The sequence below is a fragment of the Micromonospora siamensis genome (assembly GCF_900090305.1).
GTDB classification, from domain to species: Bacteria; Actinomycetota; Actinomycetes; order Mycobacteriales; family Micromonosporaceae; genus Micromonospora; species Micromonospora siamensis.
In genome coordinates this window covers 1,110,434-1,134,362 of the sequence record NZ_LT607751.1, presented here as the reverse complement: position 1 = coordinate 1,134,362, position 23,929 = coordinate 1,110,434, and the positions used below count along the sequence as shown (strand labels likewise).

Here is a 23,929-nt window from a genome sequence, read left to right as displayed (position 1 = left end):
ACAGACCCCACACTTCCCCACGTCTCCCCGGTCCGCCACCCGGGGAGCAGGTCAGCGACCGATCGTGACCACCACCTTGCCGAACGGCGCCCCCGACTCGTAGTACCGGAAGGCGGCCACCGCCTCGTCGAACGAAAAGACCCGATCGACCACCGGCCGTAACCCGTTCGCCTCGATCGCCCGGTTCATCGCCACGAACTGGGACCGGCTGCCGACCGCCACCGGTCGCACCGCCGCGCCGGCAGCGAAGAGCGACCCCGTGTCGAGCTTCGGCCGTACCCCGGCCAGGAAGCCCACGCAGGCCACCTCCCCCTGGTACGCGACGCAGCGCAACGCCGCCGCCACGTCACCGACCACGTCCACCACCCGGTCGACGCCCCGCCCGCCGGTCAACTCGCGGACCCGGGCCGGCCAGTCCGGGTGCGCCGCCCGGTCCACGACCTGCTCGGCGCCGAGCGCCCGCAGCCGCTCCGCCCGGTCGGCGCGGCCGGTCGTGGCGATCACCCGCGCGCCGCGCAGCCGGGCCAGCTGCAGCGCGAACAGCGACACCCCACCCGAGCCGAGCGTCAGCACGGTGTCGCCGGCCCGCACGCCGGTCAGCGCGTTCCAGGCCGTCACGGCCGCGCACGGCAGGGTCGCCCCCTCCGCGTACGACAGGTGCGCGGGGATCGGCACCAACGCGTCGGCCGGCAGGAGCGCGTACTCGGTGAGCATGCCGTCGAGCGAGCCGCCCAGCTGCGGCAGCAGTTCGGGGTCCAGCCGCCCGTCCCGCCAGTACGGGAACACCGCCGCGGTCACCCGGTCCCCGACCGCCACCCCGCGTACCCCCGGGCCGACCGCCACCACCTGACCGGCCCCGTCGCTGACCGGCACCACGTCCGGCTTCACCGGCAGCACGTAGTTCCCGCGCAGGATCATCAGCTCGCGGAAGCTCAGCGACACCGCCCGTACCGCCACCAGCGCCTCGCCCGGCCCGGGGATCGGCCGGTCGTGCTCGCGTACGGCGAGGCCGGCGATGCCCGCCCCCGAATCGACGTGGAAACTGCGCACGCTGGCGTCCTCTCTCGTCGCGCCGGACAGCGCCGGCCTCCTCGGCGACGATGCGGCCGCCCGGCGCGGCCGGACAATTCCCGGCAGGGAATGGCCGAGGTGTGACTACTGGGGTAGACACGCAGAGGTGACGGTCGAACAGCGGCTGCCGGCGGAGGCGGGCACCCGGGGCGGGAAGGTGTCGGAGCCGGGCACCCGGGCCAGCGGGGCACCGGGTCCCGCCGGCCGGGCCGCGGCCACCGGCTTCAGCACCGCCCTGCGGGAGTGGCGGGCCCGGCGGCGGCTCAGCCAACTGGAACTGGCCCTGGCCGCCGGCACCACCCAGCGGCACCTGAGCTTCATCGAGAGCGGCCGCTCCCATCCGGGCCGGACCATGGTGATCCGGCTGGCCGAGTCGCTGGGGATGCCGCTGCGGGAACGCAACACCCTGCTGCTCGCCGCCGGCTACGCGCCCGCGTACCCGCAGGGCCACCTCGACGATCCCCGGCTGGCGCCGGTCCGCGCGGCGCTGACCCGGGTGCTCGACGGGCACCTGCCGTTCCCCGCCGTGGTGGTGGACCGCTTCGGCGACCTGCTGCTGGCCAACGAGGCCCTTTCGGCGCTGGCCGGGCCGGTGACGCCGGAGCTGCTGACGCCGCCGGTGAGCGTCCCCCGGGTGCTGCTGCACCCCGCGGGGCTGGCGGGCAGGATCGTCAACCTCGACGAGTGGGCCTGGCACGTGCTCGACGGGCTGCGCGCCGAGGCCGCCCGTGATCCGCACGATCGGCTGACGGCGCTGGTCGACGAGCTGGCCGCGCTGGTCCCGGAGCGGCCCCGCGACCCGGGCCCCGGCTACCTGGGCTTCGCCGTCCCGTTGCGGCTGCGGCACGGCGACGGCGAGCTGCGGTTGATGACCACGCTGACCCACTTCGGTACGACCACCGACGTGGCCCTGGCCGAACTGCGGATGGAGGCGTTCCTCCCCGCCGACGACGCGACCGCCGCCGCCCTGCACGACCTGCTCCGCCGCCACCGGGCGCTGGGCGGGCTCACAGGACCAGGGTGACGCCCTCCTCGGCGATCCGGGCGTCGAGCCGGGTCCGGTCCAGGTTGGCGCAGAGCACGATCGACGCCCCGGCCGAGAGCGGCGCGAGCAGCCACTTCAGCGGCTGTTCGTGTTCGGCGGCGTCGACCAGCAGCCGGTCACCCGGGCGCAGGTCGAGCTGCCGGGCAAGCTCCGCGGCGAGCCGCCCCCACGCCCCGTAGCTGGTGCCGTCCGGGGTGGCCGGGTCCGACGGTCGCACGGCCCGGTGGTCGGGTGGGGTGTCGCCGTGCCGGAGCACCTCCGCCGACCAGTCCAGCCAGCCCACCGGCACCTCGGCCAGCGGCCCCGCCCCGGTCCCGACCAGGTAGCGGTGCGTCCCGTCGGGCACGTCCTCCAGCCAGTCGTCCCGCCGCTCCGGGGTCACGAACACCGCGTCGTACGGCCGGTCCGCGCCCGGCTCCAGCACCGGCAACCCGGCGGTGGCACGCGGCCGGAACGACACCGCCAGGCCCGTAGCCCACGCCCCCAACAACACCGCGGCGGTACGCCAGTGCGGCGGCAGCAGCACCGCCGCCCGGTCCCCCGCGCGCAGCCCGCAGCCGTCCCGCAGCAGCCCGGCGCTGCCGGCCGCCCAGCTGCCGAGCTGGCCCGCGGTCAGCTCCACCCGCTCGCCGGTGGCGTCGTCACACCAGGTCAGCAGCGGTGCCCCGGTGTCAGCCGGCGGCCCGCTCGGCAGCTCGGAAGGCGTGGTCATCAGGTCCATCGGGCACTCCCAGTCCGGATGCCCCACCCTAACGACCGCCGCGCCCTCCCGGCGGCCCAGCTCACCGCTACCGGCACAGATTGCGACGAGCCGGTGGGCGGTGGGCCGCCGAAGCGGCGAGGCCCGGCGGGGGGAAGTGAATGCGCTGTCGAGCTTGATACCTGAGAGTCATCATTATTCCTCTGAGGTATCACGGTGAAAAAGACATCGGCCGCCCGCAGCGACGCGGCCGACGTGCCTGCCACCTGCCAGGCGGCCCACCGACACACCTGGTCTGCACCGGCCATGACGGAGAGCATGTCCGTCAATCCCACCTGATCACGCCCAACTTCACCGAGTCCGTCGTCGTCCGCCCGGCCGACGCCGAGGCGGCGCGCGCCTGACGGACGCGCCGCACGTCAGTCGGCGGGCAGCTCCGGGCCACCGTCGAGCAGCGGCGCCAGCAGGTCCCCGGACTTCTCCACCCGCGCGAGCACCTCCCCCGCCGTGTACGGCTTCGTCGCCGGCCGCTTCCCGGCCGCGCCGGCCGCCACCTCGTCCCAGGTCAGCGGTGTCGACACCGTCGGCACCGCCTGGGCCCGCAGCGAGTACGGCGCCACCGTCGTCTTCGCCGCGTTGTTCTGGCTCCAGTCGATGAAGACCTTCCCGGGGCGCAGGTTCTTCGCCATCTTCGACACGACCAACTTCGGGTGCGCCTGCTCCAACTCCCGCGCGATCCGCTTCGCGTAGTCGGAGACGAGATCGGAGGACTGCGTGCCGGCGATCGGGCAGCAGAGCTGCATGCCCTTCTTGCCCGACGTCTTCGGAAAGGCGGAGACCCCGTCAAGAGCGAGCCGGTCACGCATCAGCAGCGCCACCTGGCAGCACTGCTTCAGCGCCGCCGGGGCGCCCGGGTCCAGGTCGACCACCATCATGTCCGGGTGCTCGCCCACCTTCCACTGCGGCGTGTGCAGCTCCAACGCGGCGAGGTTCGCCAGCCAGACCAGGGTGGGCAGGTCGTCGGCGACCACGTAGTCGATGGTCTCCCGGCCCTTGCTGGACCCCGGGGCGGGCAGGTTCTCGGTGCGTACCCATGAAGGGGTCGCGGCCGGGGCGTTCTTCTCGAAGAACGAGCCGCCATCGACGCCGTTGGGAAAGCGGATCCGGGTGAGCGCCCGGTCGGCCAGGTGCGGCAGCAGCACCGGGGCGATCCGGGTGTAGTAGTCGATCACCTCGCCCTTGGTGAAGCCGGCCTTCGGGAAGAGCACCTTGTCCAGGTTGGACAGCTCCAGCGAGCGTCCCTCGACCTCGACCTTGAGCCGCTCAGGCATCGTCGGCCACCTCCTCCGCCGGCTTGTCCGGGCGCAGCCGCAGGATCCGGGGAAACCGCAGCCGCCCGTCCGGGGTGCGCTGCCCGTACTTCACCTCGACCACCACCTGCGGACGTACCCAGATCGCCCCCCGGGCATCCTCGCGCGGCACGTCCCCGGCGAAGGGTGACCCCGGCGAGCGCAGCGGTTCCAGCTCGCGCAGCAGCTCGCGTTCGATCGCCGCGCCGATGCCCCCGCCGACCCGGCCCCGGTAGGTGAGCCGGCCGTCCGGGCCGGGCACCCCGACCAGGAGGCCGCCGATCTTCCGCGCGCCCGGCCGCCAGCCGCCGACCACGAAGTCCCCGGTCACCTCCAGCTTGACCTTCACCCACTCCGGCGAGCGCACCCCAGCCCGGTAGGTCGAGTCGACCCGCTTGGCCATCACCCCCTCCAGGCCGTGCTCGCCGGCCGCCTCGTAGGTGGCCGGGCCGTCGGCGAAGGCCGGCGGGACCGCCCACCGGGCCGCGCCGAGGCCGAGCGACTCCAGCGCCGCCCGCCGCTCCCGGTAGGGAAGCCCGGTCAGGTCCGCGCCGCGCAACCGCAGCAGATCGAAGATCATGTACGTGACGGGCACGGTCGCCGCCAGCCGGGCCGCCTTCGCCGCGTTGCGCACGTGCATCCGCTCGGCCAGAGCGGTGAACGACGGCTGACCGTCGGTGAAGAGCACCACCTCGCCGTCGAGCAGCGCGTCGTCGACCTGCTCGGCCAGGGTGATCAGTTCCGGGTACGCGACGGTGACGTCCACGCCGCTGCGCGCGTACAGGCGCTGGCGGTGCTGCTGGATGTCGGCGAGGGCCCGGATGCCGTCCCATTTGAACTCGTACGCCCAGCCGGCACCGGCCGGGAGCTGCCCGGTGATCGCGAGCATCGGCTTCAACGGCGCGCCGGGCACCTCTCGACTGTAGTAGCGCACGGAAGAGCGTGCGCCCCGTTCGATCATTTGCGATTCTGGTCAGGACCGGGAGAGGAGCACGCCATGCGGGCGATCTGGAAAGGCGCCGTGTCGTTCGGGCTGGTCTCGATCGGCGTGAAGCTCTACTCGGCCACCGAGGAGAAGGACATCCGCTTCCACCAGGTGCACCGCGAGGACGGCGGTCGCATCCGGTACAAGCGGACCTGCTCGGTCTGCGGCGAGGAGGTCACCTACGACGACATCGCCAAGGGGTACGACATCGGCGGCGGCGAGATGGTCATCCTCACCGACTCCGACTTCGCCGACCTGCCGCTGACCACCTCGCACGCCATCGACGTGCTGGAGTTCGTCCCCGCCGAGCAGGTGGACCCGATCCTCTACAACAAGGCCTACTTCCTGGAGCCGGAGGGGACCGCCACCAAGCCGTACGTGCTGCTGCGCGACGCGCTCGCCGACTCGGAGCGGGTAGCCATCGTCAAGGTGGCGCTGCGCCAACGCGAACAGCTCGCCACCCTGCGCGTACGCGAGGGCGTGCTGCTGCTCAACACGATGCTCTGGCCGGACGAGGTGCGTACCCCCGACTTCGGGTTCCTGGACGAGGACCTGAAGGTCCGCCCGCCGGAGCTGGCCATGGCCAGCTCGCTGATCGACTCGATGACCGGCGAGTTCGCGCCGGACGCCTTCACCGACGACTACCGGGCGGCGTTGCAGGAGGTCATCGACGCGAAGGTGGAGGGGCGCGAGGTCGTCCAGCCGGAGGAGGAAGAGGCCGCGCCGGCCGCGGCGGTGGACCTGATGGCCGCGCTACGCGCCTCGGTGGACCGGGCCCGGGCGGCCCGGGGCGAGGCGCCCGAGGGGGGCGGCGCGGGTCAGCCGACCCCGATCTCGTCGGCCCGGTCGGCGCAGAAGAAGGCCACCCCGGCGAAGAAGACCGGGGAGAAGAAGGCCGCCCCGGCCAGGAAGACGGCCGCGAAGAAGGCCGAGCCCGCGAAGAAGACCGAGCCGGCGAAGAAGGCCGCCGCCAAGAAGACCGCGGAGAAGAAGGCCGCCAAGGCGCCGGCGAAGAAGACCGCCGAGAAGAAGGCGGCCCCCCGCAAGACGGCCTGACCTCCGGCCGGCGGCCGACGAGCCGTCGCGCTGGCCGCGCGGGAGTCCGGAACGGACCTGACCGCCTTCATCGACGCGTGGCTGTACCGGCCGGTCAAGCCCACCTCCTGGGGACGCCGTCGCGGGTGGCCGGTCCGGCGTGTCGGCTCCGGCCGGTACGCTCCGCCGGCCACCCGCGCCGAGAGGACCCGCATGCCGTACCTGCCCGAGTTGGACCGTCTGCTCACCCCCGGTCCGCACTCCGCCGACGACTCCGGCGAGTACGTCATCGAGGCGTACCCGGCGGGGACGGTGGTGCTGCCCACCGGGCAGGTGGTGGGCTGCGACCCGTTCGTCGGCGCGGACGCCGAGCCGTACACGGTGACCGTGCCCCCGGGCCGCTACCCGGCGCGCGCCTGGGTCGCCTCGGTACGCCGCGACGGCGTCGAGACCGACCGCCGGGTGGCCGCCCTCCAGCTGGTCATCCGGGACGAGCCGGTGGCCGGCTGGGAGCCGGCCCTGGTCGACGACCAGGACCCGACCACCCTCGCCGACGACGACTTCTTCGGCTACGGCGTGGACACCGGCACCGGCACCCTCGCCGACCGGGCGGCGCTGGCCGCGCTGGAGAGCTGGGACGAAGACCGGATCGTCGAGGTCTTCGTGGCCGAGGAGGACGACGCCGTCGCCGGTCCGGTCCCGGGGCTGGTCGACGCGGTGATCGACGAGTCGACGGGGGCGAACGTGCTGACCGTCTGGTCGGGCTGGGGTGACGGCTGTTACGGCACCTGGATCGGCCGCACCGCGGGCGGCGCGGTCGCCTGCTTCGTGACCGACTTCGCGGTGCTGCCGTGGCCGCAGTGACTGGTGCTGCCGTGGCCGTAGTGACGGGTGTGAAAGGCAGGCGGCGGCGGGCCGGCCGCGGCGGGTACCGTGTGCGCTGGCCCCGGCACCGGTCGCCCGGGCCCCACCACCCAACCGGCAGGGAGTCGACGACGTGAGCGAAAAGGTGCAGAACCGGTCGGAGGGCGACGCCCCGGGCACCAAGCGGGAGCGGCGGCTCGCCGCCCAGCTGGCCGCGAAGAAGGCCGCCGAGGCGCGCAAGCGGCGCCAGGCGATGCTGGGCGCCTTCGTCGGTGTCCTGGCCGTGGCCGCCCTGATCGGTGGCATCGTCTGGCTCAACAGCGGGGACGACGACAAGCCGGCCACCGCCACCGCCACCCCGACGGCCGCCGCCGAGGCCACCGCCCCGGCAGCGGAGCAGCCGACCCCGGGCGCGCTGCCCCCGGGCACCGACCCGGCGCTGGCCAAGCGGCCCGAGGTCGCCGCCGGCAAGGGCGAGCTGACCAAGCTGACCGTCACCCCGCTGGTCAAGGGCAAGGGTCCGGCCGTCAAGGCCGGCCAGACCATCACCACCAACTACGTGGGCGTGTTCTACTCCGACGGCAAGCAGTTCGACGCCTCCTGGGACAACGGCGGCCAGCCGGTCAGCTTCCCGATCGGCGTCGGTCAGGTCATCAAGGGCTGGGACCAGGGCCTGGTCGGGGTGCCGGTGGGCAGCCGGGTGCAGCTCGACATCCCGGCCGAGCTGGCGTACGGTACCGACGCCTCCGGCGGCCGTCCGGCCGGCCCGCTGCGCTTCGTCGTGGACATCCTCGCCGCGCAGTAGGTCACAACGGTCTTCCTCCACGTCACCCACGCGCAGTAGGTTCACAGTCACCGAGGGCGGTCCGACCGCCCTCGGTGACCGCCCCACGCGACGCGGAGGTGCACGTGCCGGCGCTGGACGACGACCCGGGCCTGACCCGGACCATGTGGACCCACTTCGAGCCGGTCCACGCCGTGACCTATTTCCATCCGCGCGCCCGCGCCGCGTACGAGGCGGTCGGGTTGCGCGGCTACTGGCGGGGCTACTTCGCCGGTCGGGCCGCCCCGCTGGGGGCGGTCCCGGCCGCGCCGGTGGTCGCCGCCTTCTTCAGCTTCGCCCCGGACATGGTGGCCCGCGCGCTGCCCTCGGTGTGGCGGCTGGCCACCCCGGCGGAGACCCTGCGGGCCCGACTCACCGGCGCGGTGCAGGCGCTCGCCGAGTTCACCTATGAGCTGCCCGAGGCGCACCTGGTGGAGGCGGCGGAGCTGCTGGAGGAGGCGGCCGGGCGGGTCGAGCCGGCCGGGCGGGTGCTGGGCGCGGTCAACGCCGCGCTGCCCCGCGGCGAATATCCGCTGGCCCGGCTCTGGCAGGCGGCCACCACGCTGCGCGAGCACCGGGGTGACGGGCACGTCGCGGCGCTGCTCGGCACCGGGCTGGACCCGGTCGAGGTGGTGGCCTGGCGGTGCCGGGTGGACCAGTCCCGCCAGTTCCACCAGCCGGCCCGCGGCTGGACCGACGAGGAGTGGACCGCCGCCGAGGAGCGGCTGGTCGGCAAGGGCTGGCTGACCGCCGACCACCGGCCCACCGAGCAGGCGACGGCGACGTTCCGGGCCGTCGAGGAGGCCACCGACCGGGCGGCGGCCGGGCCGTGGCGGGCGCTGGGCGCCGAGCGTACGCACCGGCTGCGTGAGCTGCTCGAACCGATCGCCACCCGGTGCCGCACGATCATCCCGGCGCAGGCGCCGATCGGCCTGCCCGCGCAGCGCGGCGCCGCCACGGCACCGGCCCGCTGACCGGCGGAGGACCACCGGCGTCGGGCAGGATGGGTACGTGATCGATGCGGTGATCTTCGACCTGGACGGCGTGATCGTGGACTCCGAGCCGGTCTGGGAGCAGGTGCGGCGGGCGTACGTGGCCGCGCACGGTGGCACCTGGCAGCCGGACACCCAGCGCCGGCTGATGGGGATGAGCACCGGCGAGTGGGCCGCGTACCTCAGCGGTGAGCTGGGCGTGGACCGCAGCGCCGAGCAGGTCGCCACCGAGGTGGTCACCGAGATGTCCCGCCGGTACGCGGAGCACGTACCCCTGATCGACGACGCCGACCGGGTGGTCCGCGCGCTGGCCTCGCGGTGGCCGCTGGGGCTGGCCAGCTCGTCGCCGACCCGGCTGATCGCGGCGGCGCTGGCCGCGACGGGCCTGGCCGACGCGTTCGGGGCGACCCTGTCGACCGAGGAGACCGCGCGGGGCAAGCCGGCCCCGGACGTCTACCTGGACGTGGCGACCCGGCTGGAGGTGGACCCGGGGCGCTGCGTCGCCGTCGAGGACTCCTCCAACGGGGTCCGCTCGGCCGCCGCGGCGGGGATGCGGGTGGTGGCGGTGCCGCACGGCGCGTACCCGCTGGACCCGGACGCGGCGGCGCTCGCCGCGGTGGTGCTGCCCTCGATCGACGCGTTCACCCCGGAGGTGGTGCGGCGGCTCGGCTGAACCACCTTCCCGGCCCCGCCGAGCGGCATACCGTCGGTGGCATGAGGGCAGTGGTGTACCAGGGGCCGCACGACGTACGGGTCGACGAGGTCGACGATCCCCGCATCGAGGATCCGAACGACGTGGTCGTGAAGGTGACGACGACCGCGATCTGCGGCTCCGACCTGCACATGTACGAGGGCCGGACGGCCGCCGAACCGGGCATCGTCTTCGGCCACGAGAACATGGGCACGGTCGTCGAGACCGGCCCCGGCGTGGTCAACATCAAGGTCGGCGACCGGGTCTCCATGCCGTTCAACGTGGCGTGCGGGTTCTGCCGCAACTGTCGGGAGCAGAAGACCGGCTTCTGCCTGACCGTCAACCCGGGCTTCGCCGGCGGCGCCTACGGGTACGTGTCGATGGGCCCGTACCGGGGTGGCCAGGCCGAATACCTGCGGGTGCCGTTCGCCGACTTCAACTGCCTGCGGCTGCCGCCCGGCACGGAACACGAGAACGACTACGCGATGCTCGCCGACATCTTTCCCACCGGCTACCACGGCGTGGCGATGACCGGGCTGCGGCCGGGCGAGAACATCACCGTGATGGGCGGCGGGCCGGTCGGCCTGATGGCGGCGTACTCGGCGGTCCTGATGGGGGCGGCGGAGGTCTACGTGGTGGACCGGGTGCCCGACCGGCTGCGCCTGGCCGAGTCGATCGGCGCGATCCCGGTCGACTTCGGCAAGGGGGATCCGGTCGAGCAGATCAAGGAGCAGACCGACGGCGTGGGCACCGACCGGGGCGTGGACGCCGTCGGCTACCAGGCCACCGGCAAGGGTGGCGAGGAGCAGCCGGCGTCGGTGTTGAACAGCCTGGTGGAGGTGGTTCGGCCGACCGGTTCGATCGGCGTGGTCGGGCTCTACCTGGCGGAGGACCCTGGTGCACCGGACGAGCACTCGGGACGCGGCGAGCTGCTGTTCAAGGTCGGGAAGTTCTTCGAGAAGGGCCTGCGGATGGGGACCGGGCAGGCCAACGTCAAGTCGTACAACGAGTACCTGCGCAACCTGATCATGGCCGGGCGGGCGGAGCCGAGCTTCGTGGTGAGCAAGGAGGTGCCGCTGGACGCCGCTCCGGAGGCGTACCAGCGGTTCGACCGGCGCGAGGAGGGCTGGTCGAAGGTGGTGCTCAAACCGGCCGCGTGAGGCACGCTTGCTCCTGACGCGGCGTCAGGTCCTAGCGTCGTCCTCGTCGCCGCACGGTGCGGTGACGCGAGAGGACGACGACGTGGGGCGTACCTGGCCGATCGGTGAGCTGTGCCGGCACACCGGGCTGACCGTGCGGACGCTGCACCACTGGGACCACGTGGGGCTGCTCCGGCCGTCGGCGCGGACGTCGGCGGGGCACCGCCGCTACGACGAGCGGGACGTGGAGCGGCTCTACCGGATCGTGGCGCTGCGCGAGCTGGGCCTGCCGCTGGAGACCATCACCGAGGTGCTCGACGGCGGCGGGGCGGACCTGGCGGAGCTGCTCAGCGACCAGCTGGCCCACGTGCAGCGGCAGCTCACCGCGCTGGCCGGGCTGCGGGACCGGCTGGCCGCGCTGCTGCCGGTGGCCCGGACCGCCACCCCCGTCGACCTGCTCGCGGTGATCCAGGAGGTGACCAGGGTGGACGACACGATCAGGAACTACTTCACCGAGGAGCAGCTGACCGAGCTGGCCCGACGCCGGGAGCAGCTCGGCGAGGAAGCCGTCCGGTCGGTGCAGGACGAGTGGCCGGAACTCATCGCGAAGGTACGCGCCGAGCACGAGGCGGGCACCGACCCGACCGACCCGCGGGTGCGGGCGCTCGCCCGCCGCTGGATGGAGCTGCTGGCGGCGTTCCACGGTGGAGACGCGGGGCTGCGCGACTCGCTCTACCGGATGCAGGCGGAGAACAGCGCCGAGATCAGCCAGCGGTACGGCGGCCCGAGCCCGGAGCTGATCGCCTACGTGAAGGCGGCCGACGCGGCCGGCTGACCGGACCCGTCGCGTCGACGCGGCGGGCGTGGACGACGCCGAGGGGATCGGCGGTGACCGTCGCGGTGACCGCAAGATTGACCACCCGTCCGACCCGGCGGGCTCGAGCGGACCGGCGGTGACCGTCGCGGCGCCTACAGACTTGAGAGCACAAACGACTCAGGGCGCCGGGCGCGAGCTGATGGCGAGAACGGAGACGGCCGAACCGCAGAGCAGAACGAGCGGGGCGGCCGGCCGGCTCGCGAAGCTGAGCCGAGCGGCGGAGCCGGCCGAGCCGGGGAGCCGGCCGCGAGGGCTGGCCGAGTCGTCCACGCTCTCAAGTCTGTAGCGTCCGCGCGCCATCCCTGGCCGCCGTTCCGGCGGCGCTTTGACGCCCGGCTCCGGGTCAGATCGACCGGCTGCGGCTGGAGCGCGGCAGCCAGGGCCGACCTGACCCAGCCGGATCCCCGGCAGAGCGGTCCGGGGCAGGCCGGGCCGAGGCAGACCGACCCGAGGCAGGCCGGTCCGGGGCAGGCCGGTCCGGGGCAGAGCGGTCCGAGGCAGGCCGGTCCGGCGGGGTGGGGCCGCCGGCGGGCTGCGGGGCCGGACCGGTCGCCGCCGCACCGGGCTCCGACGCTGCCGTCGGCTCGGACCCGGCCATCGGCTGCGTCGCCGACCGCGTCACCGCAATGTCCCGCATGATCCGCCTCCCGACCCCGACTACCCGGTTGTACGGTTTCCGGGTCGGCCCGGATCGGAATGATCACCGATCCGACGGGTAGGGCAGCCCCCGGGCGTCGAGGTGAGGAGACCGGCGATGAAGGCGATCGTGTACGAGCGCACCGGCGACCCGTCGGTGCTCGAACTGGTCGACAAGCCGGTACCGGAGCCCGGGCCGGGTGAGCTGCTGGTGCGGGTGGCCGTGTCGGGGGTGAACCCGACGGACTGGAAGGCCCGGCGGCAGTGGGCGCTGCCGGCCGGTTGGCAGACCCCGGGGCAGGACGGCGCGGGTGTGGTCGAGGCGGTCGGCGGCGGGGTGGACCAGGAGTGGATCGGCGAGCGGGTCTGGCTGTGGGAGGCCGCGTGGCAGCGCCCGTGGGGCACGGCTGCGGAGTACACGCTGGTGCCGGTGCGGCAGGCGGTCCGGCTGGGCGACGCCTCGTTCGACCTGGGCGCCTGCTTGGGCATCCCGTTCCTGACCGCGCACCGCTGCCTGACCGCCGGTGAGTTCATGCCGGACAAGCTGCACGCCGGCGCCCTGTCGGACCACACGGTGCTGGTGCAGGGCGGTGCGGGTGCGGTGGGCAACGCGGCGATCCAGCTGGCCCGCTGGTCGGACGCGTGCGTGATCGCCACGGTGAGCAGCCCGGAGAAGGCGCAGCTGGCCGCGGCGGCCGGCGCGTCGTTCGTGGTCAACTACCGCGAGCAGGACGTGGTCGAGGAGGTCCGCAAGATCGCACCCGACGGGGTGCACACGATCGTCGAGGTCTCCGCGGCCCGCAACGCCGCCGCCGACGCCCAACTGCTGCGGGCCGGCGGCGCGGTATGCGTGTACGCCGACGACGGCGGTGACGAGGTCAGCATCCCGATCCGGCCGATGATGGTGCCGAACGCCCGCTGGCAGTTCGTGCTGGTCTACACCGAGCCGAAGGCCGCCAAGGCGCAGGGCGTGGTGGACGTGGCCGCCGCGGTCGCCCAGGGCGCCGTCCGGGTCGGCGAGGAGGCCGGCCTGCCGCTGCACCACCACGGGTTGGCGTCCACGCGGGCCGCCCACGAGGCGGTGGAGAACTCGGTGGTCGGCAAGGTGCTGATCTCGACGAGCGAGTCCTGACCAGGGCGTACGCAAGCGGATTTCGCAGTCACCGGGACAGAGGCGAACAAGTTTCGCAAGAATGACCGTGTGGGGCGCGCCACGCCAAACCGGGCGGGCCTCCCAGGAGCGGGCGGCCCCGGCGCGGTGCGAACGCCGGGGCCGCCCCTGGGGAGGGATGTCTCAGGAGTACGTCCCTGCCCAAGAGGCGTCGCACCCCGTAAAAGTGTTACGGCGTCGTCAACTCCCGGACGGCCAGCCCTCCGTCGGCGTACCGGGAGCGGACGACCTTCTTGTCGAACTTGCCGACGCTGGTCTTCGGCACCGCGTCGATGACCGCCCAGCGCTCCGGCAGCTGCCACCGGGCGACCGTGCCGGCGAGGAACTCGCGCAACTCCTCGACGCCCACCTCGGCGCCCTCGCGGAGCACCACCGTGGCCAGCGGACGCTCACCCCAGCGCTCGTCCGGCACCCCCACCACGCAGGCCTCCACCACGTCCGGGTGGGCCATCAACGCGTTCTCCAGCTCCACCGACGAGATCCACTCACCGCCGGACTTGATCACGTCCTTGGCCCGGTCGGTCAGCGTGATGAAGCCGTCCGGAGAGAGGGTGCCGACGTCCCCGGTACGCAGCCAGCCGTCGCGGAACTTCTCCTCGTCCGGGGCGTCGTCACCGACGTACGTGGCGGTCACCCACGGCCCACGGACCTCCAACTCGCCGACGGACGTCCCGTCGGCGGGCAGCGGCTCGCCCAGCGGGCCGACGATGCGCGCCTGCACCCCGGCCGGCACCCGCCCCTGGGTGTAGCGGTAGCGCCAGGCGTCGTCGCCGGTCGCCCCGGCCGGCGGGCGGGAGACCGAGCCGAGCGGGGACATCTCGGTCATCCCCCAGGCGTGCACCACCTCGATGCCGTGCCGCTCGGAGAAGGCGTGCATCAGCGCGGGCGGGCAGGCCGAACCACCGACGATCGCCTCCTTCAGCGAGGAGGTGTCCACGTCGTGGCTGTCCAGGTGGGCGAGCAGGTCGTTCCAGATGGTCGGCACCGCGCCGGCCAGGGTGGGCCGCTCGGTGGCGATCATCTCCGCGATCGGGGCGGCCTGGAGGAACCGGTCCGGCATGATCAGCGCCGCGCCGGAGAGGAACGCCGCGTACGGCAGGCCCCACGACATGGCGTGGAACATCGGCACGATGGCCAGCTCCCGGTCGGTGGGACCGAGCCCGAAGCCCTCCGGCATGCAGATCTGCAACGAATGCAGGTAGAGGGAGCGGTGCGAGTAGGCCACCCCCTTGGGGTTGCCGGTGGTGCCGGAGGTGTAGCAGAGCGCGGCGGCGTCCCGCTCGTCCACGGCCGGCCAGTCGTAGTGGTCCGGCCGCCCGGCCAGCAGCTCGTCCCAGCGGTGCACGGTCAACCCGCCACCGGCCGCCGCCAGCAGCGGGGCCGGGTCGCCGCCGCCGACCACCACCACGTGCCGCAGCGTGGTCATCCCGCCGATCGCCTTCGCCAGCAGCGGGATCAGCGTCGAGTCGACGATCACCACCCGGTCCTGCGCGTGGTTGGCGATGTAGGTGACCTGGTCGGGGAAGAGCCGGATGTTGAGGGTGTGCAGCACCGCTCCCATGCTGGGCACCGCGAAGTAGGCCACCAGGTGCTCGGCGTTGTTCCACATGAAGGTGGCGACCCGCTCGTCGCCGGTGACGCCCAACTCGTCATGGAGGGCATGGGCGAGGCGGGCGGCGTCCCGGCCGACCTCGGCGTACGACGTCCTGCGGGGCTCGGCGCCGGTCCAGGTGACGACCTCCGCCGTGCCGTGCACGGTGGAGCCGTGTTCGAGGATCCGAGCGACCTGGAGAGGGGCGTCCATCATCGTGCTACGCATGGGTAACAAGCTAGTGTCGCCGGTCACGCGTTGGGAACCCCCGTATCTTGGCCGGGTGAGCATCTCCTGGGCCGACTCGTACGTCGGTCAGCTGCGTTCCCTGGCCGGCGACCGCACGTTGATGTTCGTCGGGGCCCGCGCGGTGCTGCGGGACAACGCCGCCCGGGTTCTGTTGATCAAGCGTTCCGACAACGGCCACTGGGCGATGCCCGCCGGCGCGATGGAGCTGGGCGAGTCGATCGCCGACTGCGCCGTGCGCGAGGTCCGCGAGGAGACCGGGCTGCGGGCGCTGCGGGTCAGCGCGTTCGCCCTCTACACCGGGCCGGACCGCACCCACACCAACATGTACGGGCACACGTACCAGATCTTCACCACCGCGTTCCGGATCGACGAGTGGGACGGCGAGCTGGCCCGGTTCACCGACGAGACCACCGACGCCGGCTTCTTCCACCGCGACGAGCTGCCCGCCCCGCTCTCGGCCAGCGTCCTGGAGACCCTGGCCGACCTGGACGTCTTCGAGCAGACCAACCGCCTGATCCTCAAGTAGTCCGGGCCGGCTCGGCCGGAGCGGCCGGCACCGGCCCGACGACCTCGTGCCGGGCACCGGTGCGTTCCGCGCCGATGCCGGCGGCGACCACGAAGGCGATCCCGGCCACCGCGGCCGGCCCGGGCACCTGCCCGAGCGCGAGCAGGCCGACCAGCAGGGCGATCGCCGGTTCCAGGCTCATCAGGGTGCCGAACGCGGCAGTGGTCAGCCGGCGCAGCGCCAGCAGTTCCAGGGCGAACGGGACGACCGGCAGCAGCACCGCCAGCCCGAGACCGGCCAGCAGCACCGACCAGGTCAGGTCGCCGACCACCGACGGCCCGATCGCCACGGTGGCCACCACGCCGGCGACCGGCATGGAGACCGCCAGGCCGCGCAGCCCGGCGACCTCGTCGCCGACCCGCTGGGTGAGCAGGATGTACGCCGCCCAGCACAGCGCCGCGCCGAGCGCGTACCCGACACCGACGGGGTCGACTCCGCCGTGCCACGGCTCGGTGAGCAGCAGCACCCCGACCGCGGCGAGCGCCGCCCAGAGCCGGGCCCGACCCCGTCCCCGGGCCACGGCGACGCCGAGCGGGCCGAGGAACTCCAGCGCGCTGGCCGTACCGAGCGGCAGCCGGGCCACCGCCGCGATGAACAGGATGGTCACCGCGGCGGTCACCACGCCCAGCGCCAGGCAGGCGCGCAGGGCGGAACGGGTGAAGGCCGAGGGGCGGGGGCGGACCAGCACGGCCAGCAGCACGCCGGCCCAGGCCAGGCGCAGCCAGGCGGTGCCCTCGGGGCCGACGGCGTCGAAGAGCCCGACCGAGGCGGCCAGCCCGAGTTGCACACAGGTCATCGAGGCGACCGCCATGGCGGTGCCGGCGCGAGCCGAGGTCGTGGTGCCCATGTGCCCCAGTAGAGCCCGGGGCGACCGTTCGCGTCCACGTGTGCCGGGTCCGGCTCACCCCCGCCGGACGGCGGCTGGCCGACCACGCGGTGACGATCCTCGCCGCCGTCGATGCCGCCCGGCTGGATCTGGACCCCGCGGCCGAACCGTCCGGTGAGGTCCGGGTCGCCGGCTTCGCGACCGCCGTCCGCCGCTCACCGCCCGGCTCGCCGCCGACCGGCCGGGCGTCCGGCTGCGCATCCACGAGCACGAACCCGCCGAGGCGTACGCGCTGCTCGGCACCGACGACGTCGACCTTGCCCTGGTCTACGACTACAACCTGGCGCCGACGCCGTTCGACCCCGCCGTCCAGGCCACCCGGCTGTGGACGGCCGCCTGGCACCTCGGCGTGCCCGCCGGGAACCTCACGCCCGGCAGGTCCACCGCCGAGGACCTGACGACAGCCCGCGCCGCCGCAGCCCGGGACCCCCTGCCGGCCCCGCCCGGCGGGGACGCGGCAGCCGACGGGGACCGCTCACCCGCGCCGGACGCGGCGGCCGTCTTCGCCCGGTTTCGGGACGCCGACTGGATCGTCAACTCCCGGAACACGGCCGACGAGGTGGTGGTCCGCACCATCGCCTCGATGGCCGGCTTCGAGCCGCGGATCGCGCACCGCGCCGACAGCCTGGAGCTGGTCCAGGACCTGATCGTCGCCGGACTCGGGGTGGGCCTGCTCCCCGCCGACCAGCCCACCGTGCCCGGCGTACGCCTGCTGCCGCTGACCGGGCCGGAGGCGCTGCTGCGGGCGTACGCCGTGGTCCGTCGCGGCCGGGCGGCCTGGCCGCCGCTGGCCCTCATCCTCGACCTGCTCGCCGGCTGAGCACCCGGGTCAGAGCATGGTCTGGGACTTGGCCTCCATGTCGGCGGCGGCTTCGGTCTTGGACTCCTTGGTCAGGGGCTTGCCGCCGGGTGCGGGGGCCTCGCCGCCGAGCGGGTCGGCGCCGCCGGTGGCGCCCTGCGGGCCGGCGCCGCGCAGCTCCTTGTTCGGCAGGGCAAGGGTGACCAGCACGGCCACGATCGCGATCAGCCCGGTGGTCAGGAAGACCAGGTGCAGCGACTCCACGAAGGCGGCCTGGATGGCGGCCCGGACCGGGGCGGGCAGGGCCAGGATGCTGGCCGGGTCGTTGATCGAGATGTTGGTGCCGCCGGCGGCGGCCACCGCGGCCCGCTGCTCGGGCGGGAGCTGCCCGATCGCGGCCGGCAACCGGTCGGCCAGCTGACCGGTGAGCTGCGACGACAGCACCGCACCCAGGATCGCCACGCCGAACGAGCCGCCCAGCGAGCGGAAGAAGGTGGCCGAGGAGGTTCCGGCGCCCAGGTCCCGCACGTCCACCGCGTTCTGCACGGCCAGGATCAGCGACTGCATGCACAGCCCCAGCCCGACGCCGATCACCACCATGTAGCCGAACGCCGCCCAGAGCGAGGTGTCCACCTGGAGCTGCCGGAACAGCAGCATCCCGGCGACCAGCACGGCCGAGCCGACCACCGGGAACCACTTGTACCGGCCGATCCGGCTCATCGCCCGGCCGGTCAGGATCGAGGTGACGATGATGCCGGCCATCATCGGCAGCATCAGCAGACCGCTGCGGGTCGGCGAGGCGCCCTTGACGATCTGGAGGTAGAGCGGGATGAAGATGATCGACCCGAACATCACCAGACCGAGCACGAAGCCCGCCGAGTTGGCCAGCGCGAAGGTGGCGCTGCGGAACAGCCGCAGCGGCAGGATCGGCTCGGCCACCCGGGCCTCCTGCGCCACGAAGAGCGCGCCGAGCACCGCCCCGGCCACGAAGAGTCCGATGATCACGCCCGAGCCCCAGGCGTACTCGTTGCCGCCCCAGCTCAGCGCGAGCAGCAGGCAGCTCACCCCGGCGACCAGCAGCCCGGCGCCCACCCAGTCGATGGCGTGCTCGCGCCGCTGGAACGGGATGAGCCGCATGACGTGGTAGCAGACCACGATCGCCAGGATCGCCAGCGGCACGTTGATGTAGAAGATCCACCGCCAGTTGGTCTCCGCGAAGTAGCCGCCGACCAGCGGCCCGGCCACCGACGACAACCCGAACACGGCGCCGAAGAGCCCCTGGTAGCGGCCCCGCTCCCGGGGTGAGACCACGTCCGAGATGATGGTGAACGCCAGCGTCATCAGACCACCCGCGCCGATGCCCTGCACGCCCCGGGTGAGGATCAGCTGGGTCATGTCCTGCGACAGCCCGGCCAGCAGCGAGCCGAGCAGGAACGTGCCGATCGAGAAGAGGAAGACCGGACGGCGCCCGTACAGGTCGGCCATCTTGCCGTACAGCGGGGTGGAGGCGGTGGAGGCGAGCAGGTACGCGGTCACCACCCACGAGTAGTGGTTGATGCCGCCCAGCTCGCCGACGATGGTCGGCAACGCCGTACCCACGATGGTCTGGTCGAGGGCGGCCAGCAGCATGCCGGTCATCAGGCCGAACATCAGCAGGCGGATCTGGCGGGCGGTCAACATCGGGCGGCCGGGAGCTTCCGTGGTCATCCGGCCTTCTTTCCCGCACCCGGCGAAACATGCGCCCGGTTCGGTAAAACCCTTCGCCCCCGGGCCCCGCCAGCAGCGGCACGCTCGGGATGCGGCATCCCGGGCCATCCCGAACTCAGGACGGGCCGGGACGCGGCAACTCGGGCCGCCCGAACCTGGGGACGGACCGGGATGCCGCGTTCCGGGGCGTTCGCACCGGACAGGGTCAGTGCCGACCCTCGGCGAACTCCTCGACGATCTTGGCGCAGAAGGCCGGCAGGTCGTCCGGCTTCCGGCTGCTGACCAGGCCGTTGTCGGTGACGCACTCCTCGTCGACCCAGTTCGCGCCGGCGTTGGTCAGGTCGGTGCGCAGGCTGGGCCAGGAGGTCATCCGGCGCCCCCGGACCACGTCCGCCTCGATCATGGTCCACGGGCCGTGGCAGATCACGCCGACCGGCTTGCCGGCGTCGAAGAACGAGCGCACGAACCGCACCGCCTCCGGGTCGGTCCGCAGGAAGTCCGGGTTCGCCACCCCACCCGGCAGCACCAGCGCGTCGTACGCCCCGCCGTCCGCCTCGGCGGCGGTCACGTCCACGTCGTACGTCTTGGACTGGTCCAGGTGGTTGAAGGACTGGATCGTGCCGGGCTTCAGCGAGACCAGCTCGACCGCCGCTCCGGCCTGCTCCACCGCCTCGCGCGGCTGGACGTACTCGACCTCCTCGACGCCGTCGGCAGCCAGGAAGGCGATCCGCTTGCCCTGTAGTTCGTTGGCCATCTCGTACTCCTCTCCGGGGTGATCCTGGATTCGTTCCCGGGGCGGTTTGCCCGAAACACCGGCCCGGGGTGGGGGGCGCCACCTCACGACCCCGGTCGATGCGCGCAGGTTTGATCCGGACCGGCGCGGGGACCCGGAGGGGCATGGCAGGAGCAGCAGCAGCGGAGCAGCGCCGGCTCGCGACCGTCGTGGAGAGCTGGCTGGGGCGTCCCGTCCTGGTGGTCGGCGACGCCATGCTCGACGAGTGGCGGTTCGCCGAGTCCGAACGGCTCTGCCGGGAGGCGCCCGCCCCGGTACTCACCCTGCGCCGCCGGATCTCCGCCGCGGGCGGAGCCGCCAACACGGCGGTGAACGTCGCCGCGCTCGGCGGCCGGGCGGTGCTGGTGGCCCCGGTCGGCGCGGACGTGGCCGGCGACGAACTGCACGACTGCCTGGACCGGGCGGGCGTCTGGGACCGTACGGTGGGCCAGGAGGGCCGGCCCACGCCGGTCAAGCGCCGGATGCTCGCCGGCAACCAGATCCTGCTCCGGGAGGACTCCGGTGACCCGGACGACCCGCTGGACTCCGACGGGGTGGCCCGGCTGATCACGGCGCTGGAGTGCGCCACCGAGGAGCTGCGCGCGGCCGGCGGTGGCGTGCCACCCACGCTGGTGGTCTGCGACTACGGGCTGGGCGCCCTGCCCGAGGTGGTCCGGGCCTGGCTGGTCGCCAACCGCGACCGGTACGCCACGGTCGCGCTGGACGCGCACGACCTGGCCGACTGGCACGGGCTCTCCCCGACCGTGGTCACCCCCAGCTTCGCCGAGGCCACCCGCCTGCTGGCCCGGGCCGCCGTCGGCTTCGGCAGCCCACCGCAGGCCCGCCCGCACCTCAACCACGCCGACGCCGAGCCGGCCGACGACGGCCCGTCCGAGCTGATCGTCGGGGCGGCCCCGGGTGGCGCCGGGGAACGCTTCGTCCCCGACGCCGGCCGGTACGACCCGAACGGCCCCTGGGGCGCCGCCGCGGCGGGCGCTCCCACCGGCGAGCCGACGCCTGCGGAGAGCCGGGTGGCGATGACCGGGGACGGGCTCAGCGTCACCGGCACCGGGGTGACGGTGAACGCCGCCGCCGGGGACGGGGTGGACCGGGCGGTCCTGGCCGAGGCCCGGCTCGCCGAGCTGCGGGCGCACACCGGCGCGGACGTCGTCGCGGTCACCCTGGACACCGACGGCGCGGTGGTGGGCGGCGCGGAGGGCACACCTCGCCGCAGCCACAGCACCCCGGTCCCGGCGAGCCACGCCGTGGGCGCCGGGGACGCGTACCTGGCGGCGATGACGCTGGCGCTGGCCGCCGACGCGGCCCTGCCGACCGCCGCCCAACTGGCGCAGCTCGCCGCCACCGTCACCGTCTCCGACACCGGCACCTGCGTCTGCCGCCGGGAGGACCTGCTCACCGCGCTCGGCGACCCCGGTGGCGACCCGGACGGCCCGGTGCTGGTCGACGCGGACGAGCTGGCCACGCTGGTCGCCGAGCACCGGGTGGCCGGCCGCTCGGTGGTCTTCACCAACGGCTGCTTCGACGTGCTGCACCCCGGGCACGTGCGCTACCTGGAACAGGCCCGCGCCCTCGGTGACCTGCTGGTGGTGGCGGTCAACTCCGACGGCAGCGTCCGCCGGCTCAAGGGCCCGGACCGGCCGGTCAACCCGGTCGAGGACCGGGTCACCCTGCTCGCCGCGCTCTCCTGCGTGGACCACGTGGTGGTCTTCGAGGAGGACTCGCCGGCCGCGCTGATCGAGGCCGTCCGGCCCGACGTGTACGTCAAGGGCGGCGACTACCCGCCGGAGATGGTGCCGGAGGCGCCGCTGGTCCGCCGGCTGGGCGGGCAGGTCCGCACCCTCGGGTACGTGCCGGACCGCTCCACCTCGGCGATCATCGACCGGATCCGCGCCGCCGCGCACGACGGCTCACCCTCCGCAGCCCGCGACGGCTCGCCGGCCGCCGCCCGCGACGGTGTCACCGCCCCGACGACGGGCAGGCGCCGACCGTGAACCGACCGCTCGACCCCGGCAACCCGGAGATGTTCCGGGTGCCCCGGCTGCTGGACGTGCTGGTCCCGACCCGCAACCGCCCCGCCGAGCTGGCGGTCACCCTCTCCGGGCTGGCCGCCCAGGAGGACGTACCCGGCTTCGGGGTGGTGGTCAGCGACCAGTCCGACGGCGAACCGGCGTGGGCCGCCCCGGCCGCGGCCACCATGGCCCGGGCGCTGCGCCACCGCGGCAACCCGGTGCTGCTCACCCGGCGGCTGCCCCGGCGCGGGCTGGCCGAGCACCGGGCCTACCTGCTGGCCGCCTCGGCCGCCCGGTACGTCCTCTGCCTCGACGACGACGTCTGGCTGGAGCCGGGGACGCTGCGCCGGCTGGTCGACGCGATCCGCGAGCTGGGCTGCGGTTTCGTCGGCAACGCGGTGCACGGCCTGTCGTACGCCGACGACGTGCGCCCGGAGACCCACCGGCACTACGAGGAGTGGGACGGCCCGCCCGTCCCGGAGCGGGTGCGACCCGGCACCCCGGAGTGGGACCGGGCCACCATCCACCCGGCCGCGAACCTGCTGCACGTGACCGAGCGACTGGACCTGGCGCCCGGGGAGTGGCGGGCGTACAAGGTCTCCTGGATCGGCGGCTGCGTGCTCTACGACCGGGCGAAGCTGGTCGACGTGGGCGGCTTCGACTTCTGGCACCGGCTGCCCGAGCGGCACCAGGGCGAGGACGTGGCCGCCCAGCTCGCCGTGCTCGACCGGTACGGCGGCGCGGGGGTGCTGCCCAGCGGCGCGTACCACCTGGAGGCCCCGACCACGGTCACCGAGCGGGACGTCGAGGCGTGGCAGGTGGTGCTCACCGAGTCCGAGGTGGGTTGCTGAGCAGGTCGGCGGCGGCTTCCAGGACCTCGACGACGGGGACGTCGGCGACGAACGAGTCGCGGTGCTCGCAGCCGCCGTCGCCGGGCCGGTGCGGGTAGATGTCCCGGGTGCAGTCGACGCCGCAGACCGGGCAGTTGGTGGTCCACGAGGCGATCGGCCGGTGCCGGGCGCGCAGCGGCGTCGCCCCGTTGATCAGGTTTCCCACCCAGTAGACGCCGACGGTGGCGGTGCCGACCGCGCCGGCCAGGTGCAGCGGCCCGGTGTCGTTGGAGACCACCAGCGTGCACCCCTCGTACGCGGCGGCCAGCCCGCCCAGGCCGAGCGTGCCGACCTCCGCCCGGACCGGCACCCCGGCCGAGGCGACCACCCGGTCGACCACCTCCCGCTCCGACGGGGTGCCGGTGACCAGCACGTCGTAGCCGTCGCCGGCCAGCGCGCGGGCCACCTCGCCGAAGCGCTCGGGGGGCCAGCGGCGGCGGCTGTCGGTGGCGCCGGGGTGCAGCGCCACCCGGGGCCGGTCCGGCTCGCCGAGCACTTGCCGCGCCTGCGCGCGGTCGGCGTCGGTGACGGCCAGAGCCGGGATGACGGTGCTGGCCGGGGCGCCGACCAGCGCCACCACCTCCAGGTAGCGGATCACCTCGTGCTGGTAGTAGACGTACCGGATCCAGCGGTCCAGCGGCGGCGCGTCCTCGGCCCGCAGCCCGGCGGTGACCCGGGCGCCGAGGCCCGCGACCAGCGGATTCGAGTTGGCGCCGCCGCCGTGGATCTGGAGGGCCAGGTCGAAGCGTTCCGCCCGGGCCACGGTCAGGAAGTCCTCCCGCGCGACCTCCGGCTCGCCCGGGTCGGCCGCCCGGATGCCGGTCGCCGGGGGCACCACCAGCACCCGGTCCACCGGGCCGGGCCGGTCGCGCAGGAGCTTCGCGTGCCACGGCGCGCCGAGCAGCACGATCTCCGCCTCCGGGTACGCGGCCCGCAGCGAATCCAGCGCGGGCAGCGTGAAGATGAAGTCGCCGAGGGCGTTGGCGCGCAGCACGGCGATCCGCTCGACGTCGGGCACGGGCTCGCCGACCGGCCCGAGCAGGGCGGGGTTCACCATGCGGA

General features: G+C 74.0%; 21 protein-coding genes and 1 pseudogene. 13 read left to right on the top strand and 9 right to left on the bottom strand.

Annotation, left to right across the window (positions count from 1 at the left end):
* Window positions 1–51 precede the first annotated feature (51 nt).
* Window positions 52–1,050: a zinc-dependent alcohol dehydrogenase family protein gene (locus GA0074704_RS05315; protein WP_088969458.1), complete on the bottom strand. Its 999-nt coding sequence runs from the start codon at window positions 1,048–1,050 to the stop codon at window positions 52–54.
* Window positions 1,051–1,177: 127 nt separating this feature from the next.
* On the opposite strand from GA0074704_RS05315, the gene GA0074704_RS05310 reads away from it, so the two are divergent.
* Window positions 1,178–2,095, top strand: a complete 918-nt coding sequence (locus GA0074704_RS05310) for a helix-turn-helix transcriptional regulator (RefSeq protein WP_231926763.1) — start codon at window positions 1,178–1,180, stop codon at window positions 2,093–2,095.
* On the opposite strand, the gene GA0074704_RS05305 is transcribed toward GA0074704_RS05310, so the two are convergent.
* From GA0074704_RS05305 to ligD (GA0074704_RS05295), 3 genes are all read right to left on the bottom strand, one after another.
* Window positions 2,079–2,837 (bottom strand): TIGR03089 family protein, encoded by a 759-nt coding sequence (locus GA0074704_RS05305; protein WP_231926762.1) that lies wholly within the window; start codon window positions 2,835–2,837, stop codon window positions 2,079–2,081. The two genes, GA0074704_RS05310 and GA0074704_RS05305, sit on opposite strands and share 17 nt — an antisense overlap.
* Before the next feature lie 398 nt (window positions 2,838–3,235).
* On the bottom strand, window positions 3,236–4,147 hold the full coding sequence (gene ligD, locus GA0074704_RS05300) for a non-homologous end-joining DNA ligase (RefSeq protein ID WP_088969457.1): 912 nt from the start codon (window positions 4,145–4,147) through the stop codon (window positions 3,236–3,238).
* Complete coding sequence (ligD, locus tag GA0074704_RS05295) at window positions 4,140–5,078, bottom strand: non-homologous end-joining DNA ligase (RefSeq protein WP_088973463.1); 939 nt, start codon at window positions 5,076–5,078, stop codon at window positions 4,140–4,142. Before ligD (GA0074704_RS05295) ends, ligD (GA0074704_RS05300) begins: the two co-directional genes overlap by 8 nt.
* 84 nt (window positions 5,079–5,162) lie before the next feature.
* Between ligD (GA0074704_RS05295) and ku the strand changes: the two genes are divergently transcribed.
* The 8 genes from ku (at window position 5,163) to GA0074704_RS05250 (ending at window position 13,339) form a co-directional block, all read left to right on the top strand.
* Window positions 5,163–6,206, top strand: coding sequence for a non-homologous end joining protein Ku (gene ku, locus GA0074704_RS05290; RefSeq protein WP_088969456.1), 1,044 nt, complete (start codon window positions 5,163–5,165; stop codon window positions 6,204–6,206).
* Between the two features lie 192 nt (window positions 6,207–6,398).
* Window positions 6,399–7,049, top strand: coding sequence for a DUF4241 domain-containing protein (locus tag GA0074704_RS05285; RefSeq protein ID WP_088969455.1), 651 nt, complete (start codon window positions 6,399–6,401; stop codon window positions 7,047–7,049).
* 133 nt (window positions 7,050–7,182) lie between these two features.
* Complete coding sequence (locus GA0074704_RS05280; RefSeq protein WP_157743601.1) at window positions 7,183–7,854, top strand: FKBP-type peptidyl-prolyl cis-trans isomerase; 672 nt, start codon at window positions 7,183–7,185, stop codon at window positions 7,852–7,854.
* Window positions 7,855–7,997: 143 nt separating this feature from the next.
* On the top strand, window positions 7,998–8,846 hold the full coding sequence (locus GA0074704_RS05275) for an SCO6745 family protein (protein ID WP_088973462.1): 849 nt from the start codon (window positions 7,998–8,000) through the stop codon (window positions 8,844–8,846).
* Window positions 8,847–8,883: 37 nt separating this feature from the next.
* Entirely contained in the window at window positions 8,884–9,537 is a 654-nt protein-coding gene (locus tag GA0074704_RS05270; RefSeq protein ID WP_088969453.1) for an HAD family hydrolase, read from the top strand.
* Window positions 9,538–9,578: 41 nt separating this feature from the next.
* Window positions 9,579–10,715 carry a glutathione-independent formaldehyde dehydrogenase gene (locus GA0074704_RS05265; protein WP_172880425.1) on the top strand — a complete coding sequence of 379 codons (1,137 nt, stop codon included), beginning with the start codon at window positions 9,579–9,581 and terminating at the stop codon, window positions 10,713–10,715.
* A gap of 61 nt (window positions 10,716–10,776) precedes the next feature.
* Window positions 10,777–11,529, top strand: coding sequence for a MerR family transcriptional regulator (locus GA0074704_RS05260; RefSeq protein WP_197697597.1), 753 nt, complete (start codon window positions 10,777–10,779; stop codon window positions 11,527–11,529).
* Window positions 11,530–12,325: 796 nt separating this feature from the next.
* The gene (locus tag GA0074704_RS05250; protein ID WP_088969451.1) at window positions 12,326–13,339 is read left to right on the top strand and encodes an NADPH:quinone reductase; all 1,014 of its coding nucleotides are present in this window, start codon (window positions 12,326–12,328) and stop codon (window positions 13,337–13,339) included.
* Window positions 13,340–13,547: 208 nt separating this feature from the next.
* Here GA0074704_RS05250 and GA0074704_RS05245 read toward each other — a convergent pair whose 3' ends face one another.
* On the bottom strand, window positions 13,548–15,182 hold the full coding sequence (locus GA0074704_RS05245; RefSeq protein WP_172880864.1) for a fatty acid--CoA ligase: 1,635 nt from the start codon (window positions 15,180–15,182) through the stop codon (window positions 13,548–13,550).
* A gap of 70 nt (window positions 15,183–15,252) precedes the next feature.
* Between GA0074704_RS05245 and GA0074704_RS05240 the strand changes: the two genes are divergently transcribed.
* Window positions 15,253–15,744: an NUDIX domain-containing protein gene (locus GA0074704_RS05240; RefSeq protein WP_088969449.1), complete on the top strand. Its 492-nt coding sequence runs from the start codon at window positions 15,253–15,255 to the stop codon at window positions 15,742–15,744.
* Here the strand turns inward: GA0074704_RS05240 and GA0074704_RS05235 are convergent.
* The gene (locus tag GA0074704_RS05235; protein WP_197697596.1) at window positions 15,737–16,630 is read right to left on the bottom strand and encodes an EamA family transporter; all 894 of its coding nucleotides are present in this window, start codon (window positions 16,628–16,630) and stop codon (window positions 15,737–15,739) included. The genes GA0074704_RS05240 and GA0074704_RS05235 overlap by 8 nt on opposite strands.
* Before the next feature lie 199 nt (window positions 16,631–16,829).
* Here GA0074704_RS05235 and GA0074704_RS05230 point away from each other — a divergent pair.
* Window positions 16,830–17,489, top strand: a pseudogene (locus GA0074704_RS05230) (LysR substrate-binding domain-containing protein); the annotation flags it as partial.
* A gap of 9 nt (window positions 17,490–17,498) precedes the next feature.
* Here GA0074704_RS05230 and GA0074704_RS05225 read toward each other — a convergent pair.
* Together GA0074704_RS05225 and GA0074704_RS05220 are read right to left on the bottom strand one after the other, a co-directional pair.
* Window positions 17,499–19,175: an MDR family MFS transporter gene (locus GA0074704_RS05225; protein ID WP_088969448.1), complete on the bottom strand. Its 1,677-nt coding sequence runs from the start codon at window positions 19,173–19,175 to the stop codon at window positions 17,499–17,501.
* 205 nt (window positions 19,176–19,380) lie between these two features.
* Window positions 19,381–19,929: a type 1 glutamine amidotransferase domain-containing protein gene (locus GA0074704_RS05220; protein WP_088969447.1), complete on the bottom strand. Its 549-nt coding sequence runs from the start codon at window positions 19,927–19,929 to the stop codon at window positions 19,381–19,383.
* Window positions 19,930–20,072: 143 nt separating this feature from the next.
* Between GA0074704_RS05220 and rfaE2 the strand changes: the two genes are divergently transcribed.
* Both rfaE2 and GA0074704_RS05210 read left to right on the top strand, forming a co-directional pair.
* Window positions 20,073–21,959 (top strand): D-glycero-beta-D-manno-heptose 1-phosphate adenylyltransferase, encoded by a 1,887-nt coding sequence (rfaE2, locus tag GA0074704_RS05215; RefSeq protein WP_088969446.1) that lies wholly within the window; start codon window positions 20,073–20,075, stop codon window positions 21,957–21,959.
* Complete coding sequence (locus GA0074704_RS05210) at window positions 21,956–22,828, top strand: glycosyltransferase family 2 protein (RefSeq protein ID WP_088969445.1); 873 nt, start codon at window positions 21,956–21,958, stop codon at window positions 22,826–22,828. The genes rfaE2 and GA0074704_RS05210 overlap by 4 nt, the downstream gene beginning before the upstream one ends.
* On the opposite strand, the gene GA0074704_RS05205 is transcribed toward GA0074704_RS05210, so the two are convergent.
* A complete protein-coding gene (locus GA0074704_RS05205) occupies window positions 22,803–23,924 on the bottom strand; it encodes a glycosyltransferase family 9 protein (RefSeq protein WP_088969444.1) in 1,122 nt (373 codons plus the stop codon). The two genes, GA0074704_RS05210 and GA0074704_RS05205, sit on opposite strands and share 26 nt — an antisense overlap.
* Window positions 23,925–23,929: the final 5 nt, after the last annotated feature.

Coding starts and splice junctions, on each gene's coding strand:
- GA0074704_RS05305 (WP_231926762.1), bottom strand. CDS start 2,837: ATGGACCTGATGACCACGCCTTCCGAGCTGCCGAGCGGGCCGCCGGCT.
- ligD (WP_088969457.1), bottom strand. CDS start 4,147: ATGCCTGAGCGGCTCAAGGTCGAGGTCGAGGGACGCTCGCTGGAGCTG.
- ku (WP_088969456.1), top strand. CDS start 5,163: ATGCGGGCGATCTGGAAAGGCGCCGTGTCGTTCGGGCTGGTCTCGATC.
- GA0074704_RS05285 (WP_088969455.1), top strand. CDS start 6,399: ATGCCGTACCTGCCCGAGTTGGACCGTCTGCTCACCCCCGGTCCGCAC.
- GA0074704_RS05275 (WP_088973462.1), top strand. CDS start 7,998: ATGTGGACCCACTTCGAGCCGGTCCACGCCGTGACCTATTTCCATCCG.
- GA0074704_RS05265 (WP_172880425.1), top strand. CDS start 9,579: ATGAGGGCAGTGGTGTACCAGGGGCCGCACGACGTACGGGTCGACGAG.
- GA0074704_RS05250 (WP_088969451.1), top strand. CDS start 12,326: ATGAAGGCGATCGTGTACGAGCGCACCGGCGACCCGTCGGTGCTCGAA.
- GA0074704_RS05245 (WP_172880864.1), bottom strand. CDS start 15,182: ATGGACGCCCCTCTCCAGGTCGCTCGGATCCTCGAACACGGCTCCACC.
- GA0074704_RS05235 (WP_197697596.1), bottom strand. CDS start 16,630: ATGGGCACCACGACCTCGGCTCGCGCCGGCACCGCCATGGCGGTCGCC.
- GA0074704_RS05225 (WP_088969448.1), bottom strand. CDS start 19,175: ATGACCACGGAAGCTCCCGGCCGCCCGATGTTGACCGCCCGCCAGATC.
- GA0074704_RS05220 (WP_088969447.1), bottom strand. CDS start 19,929: ATGGCCAACGAACTACAGGGCAAGCGGATCGCCTTCCTGGCTGCCGAC.
- rfaE2 (WP_088969446.1), top strand. CDS start 20,073: ATGGCAGGAGCAGCAGCAGCGGAGCAGCGCCGGCTCGCGACCGTCGTG.
- GA0074704_RS05205 (WP_088969444.1), bottom strand. CDS start 23,924: ATGGTGAACCCCGCCCTGCTCGGGCCGGTCGGCGAGCCCGTGCCCGAC.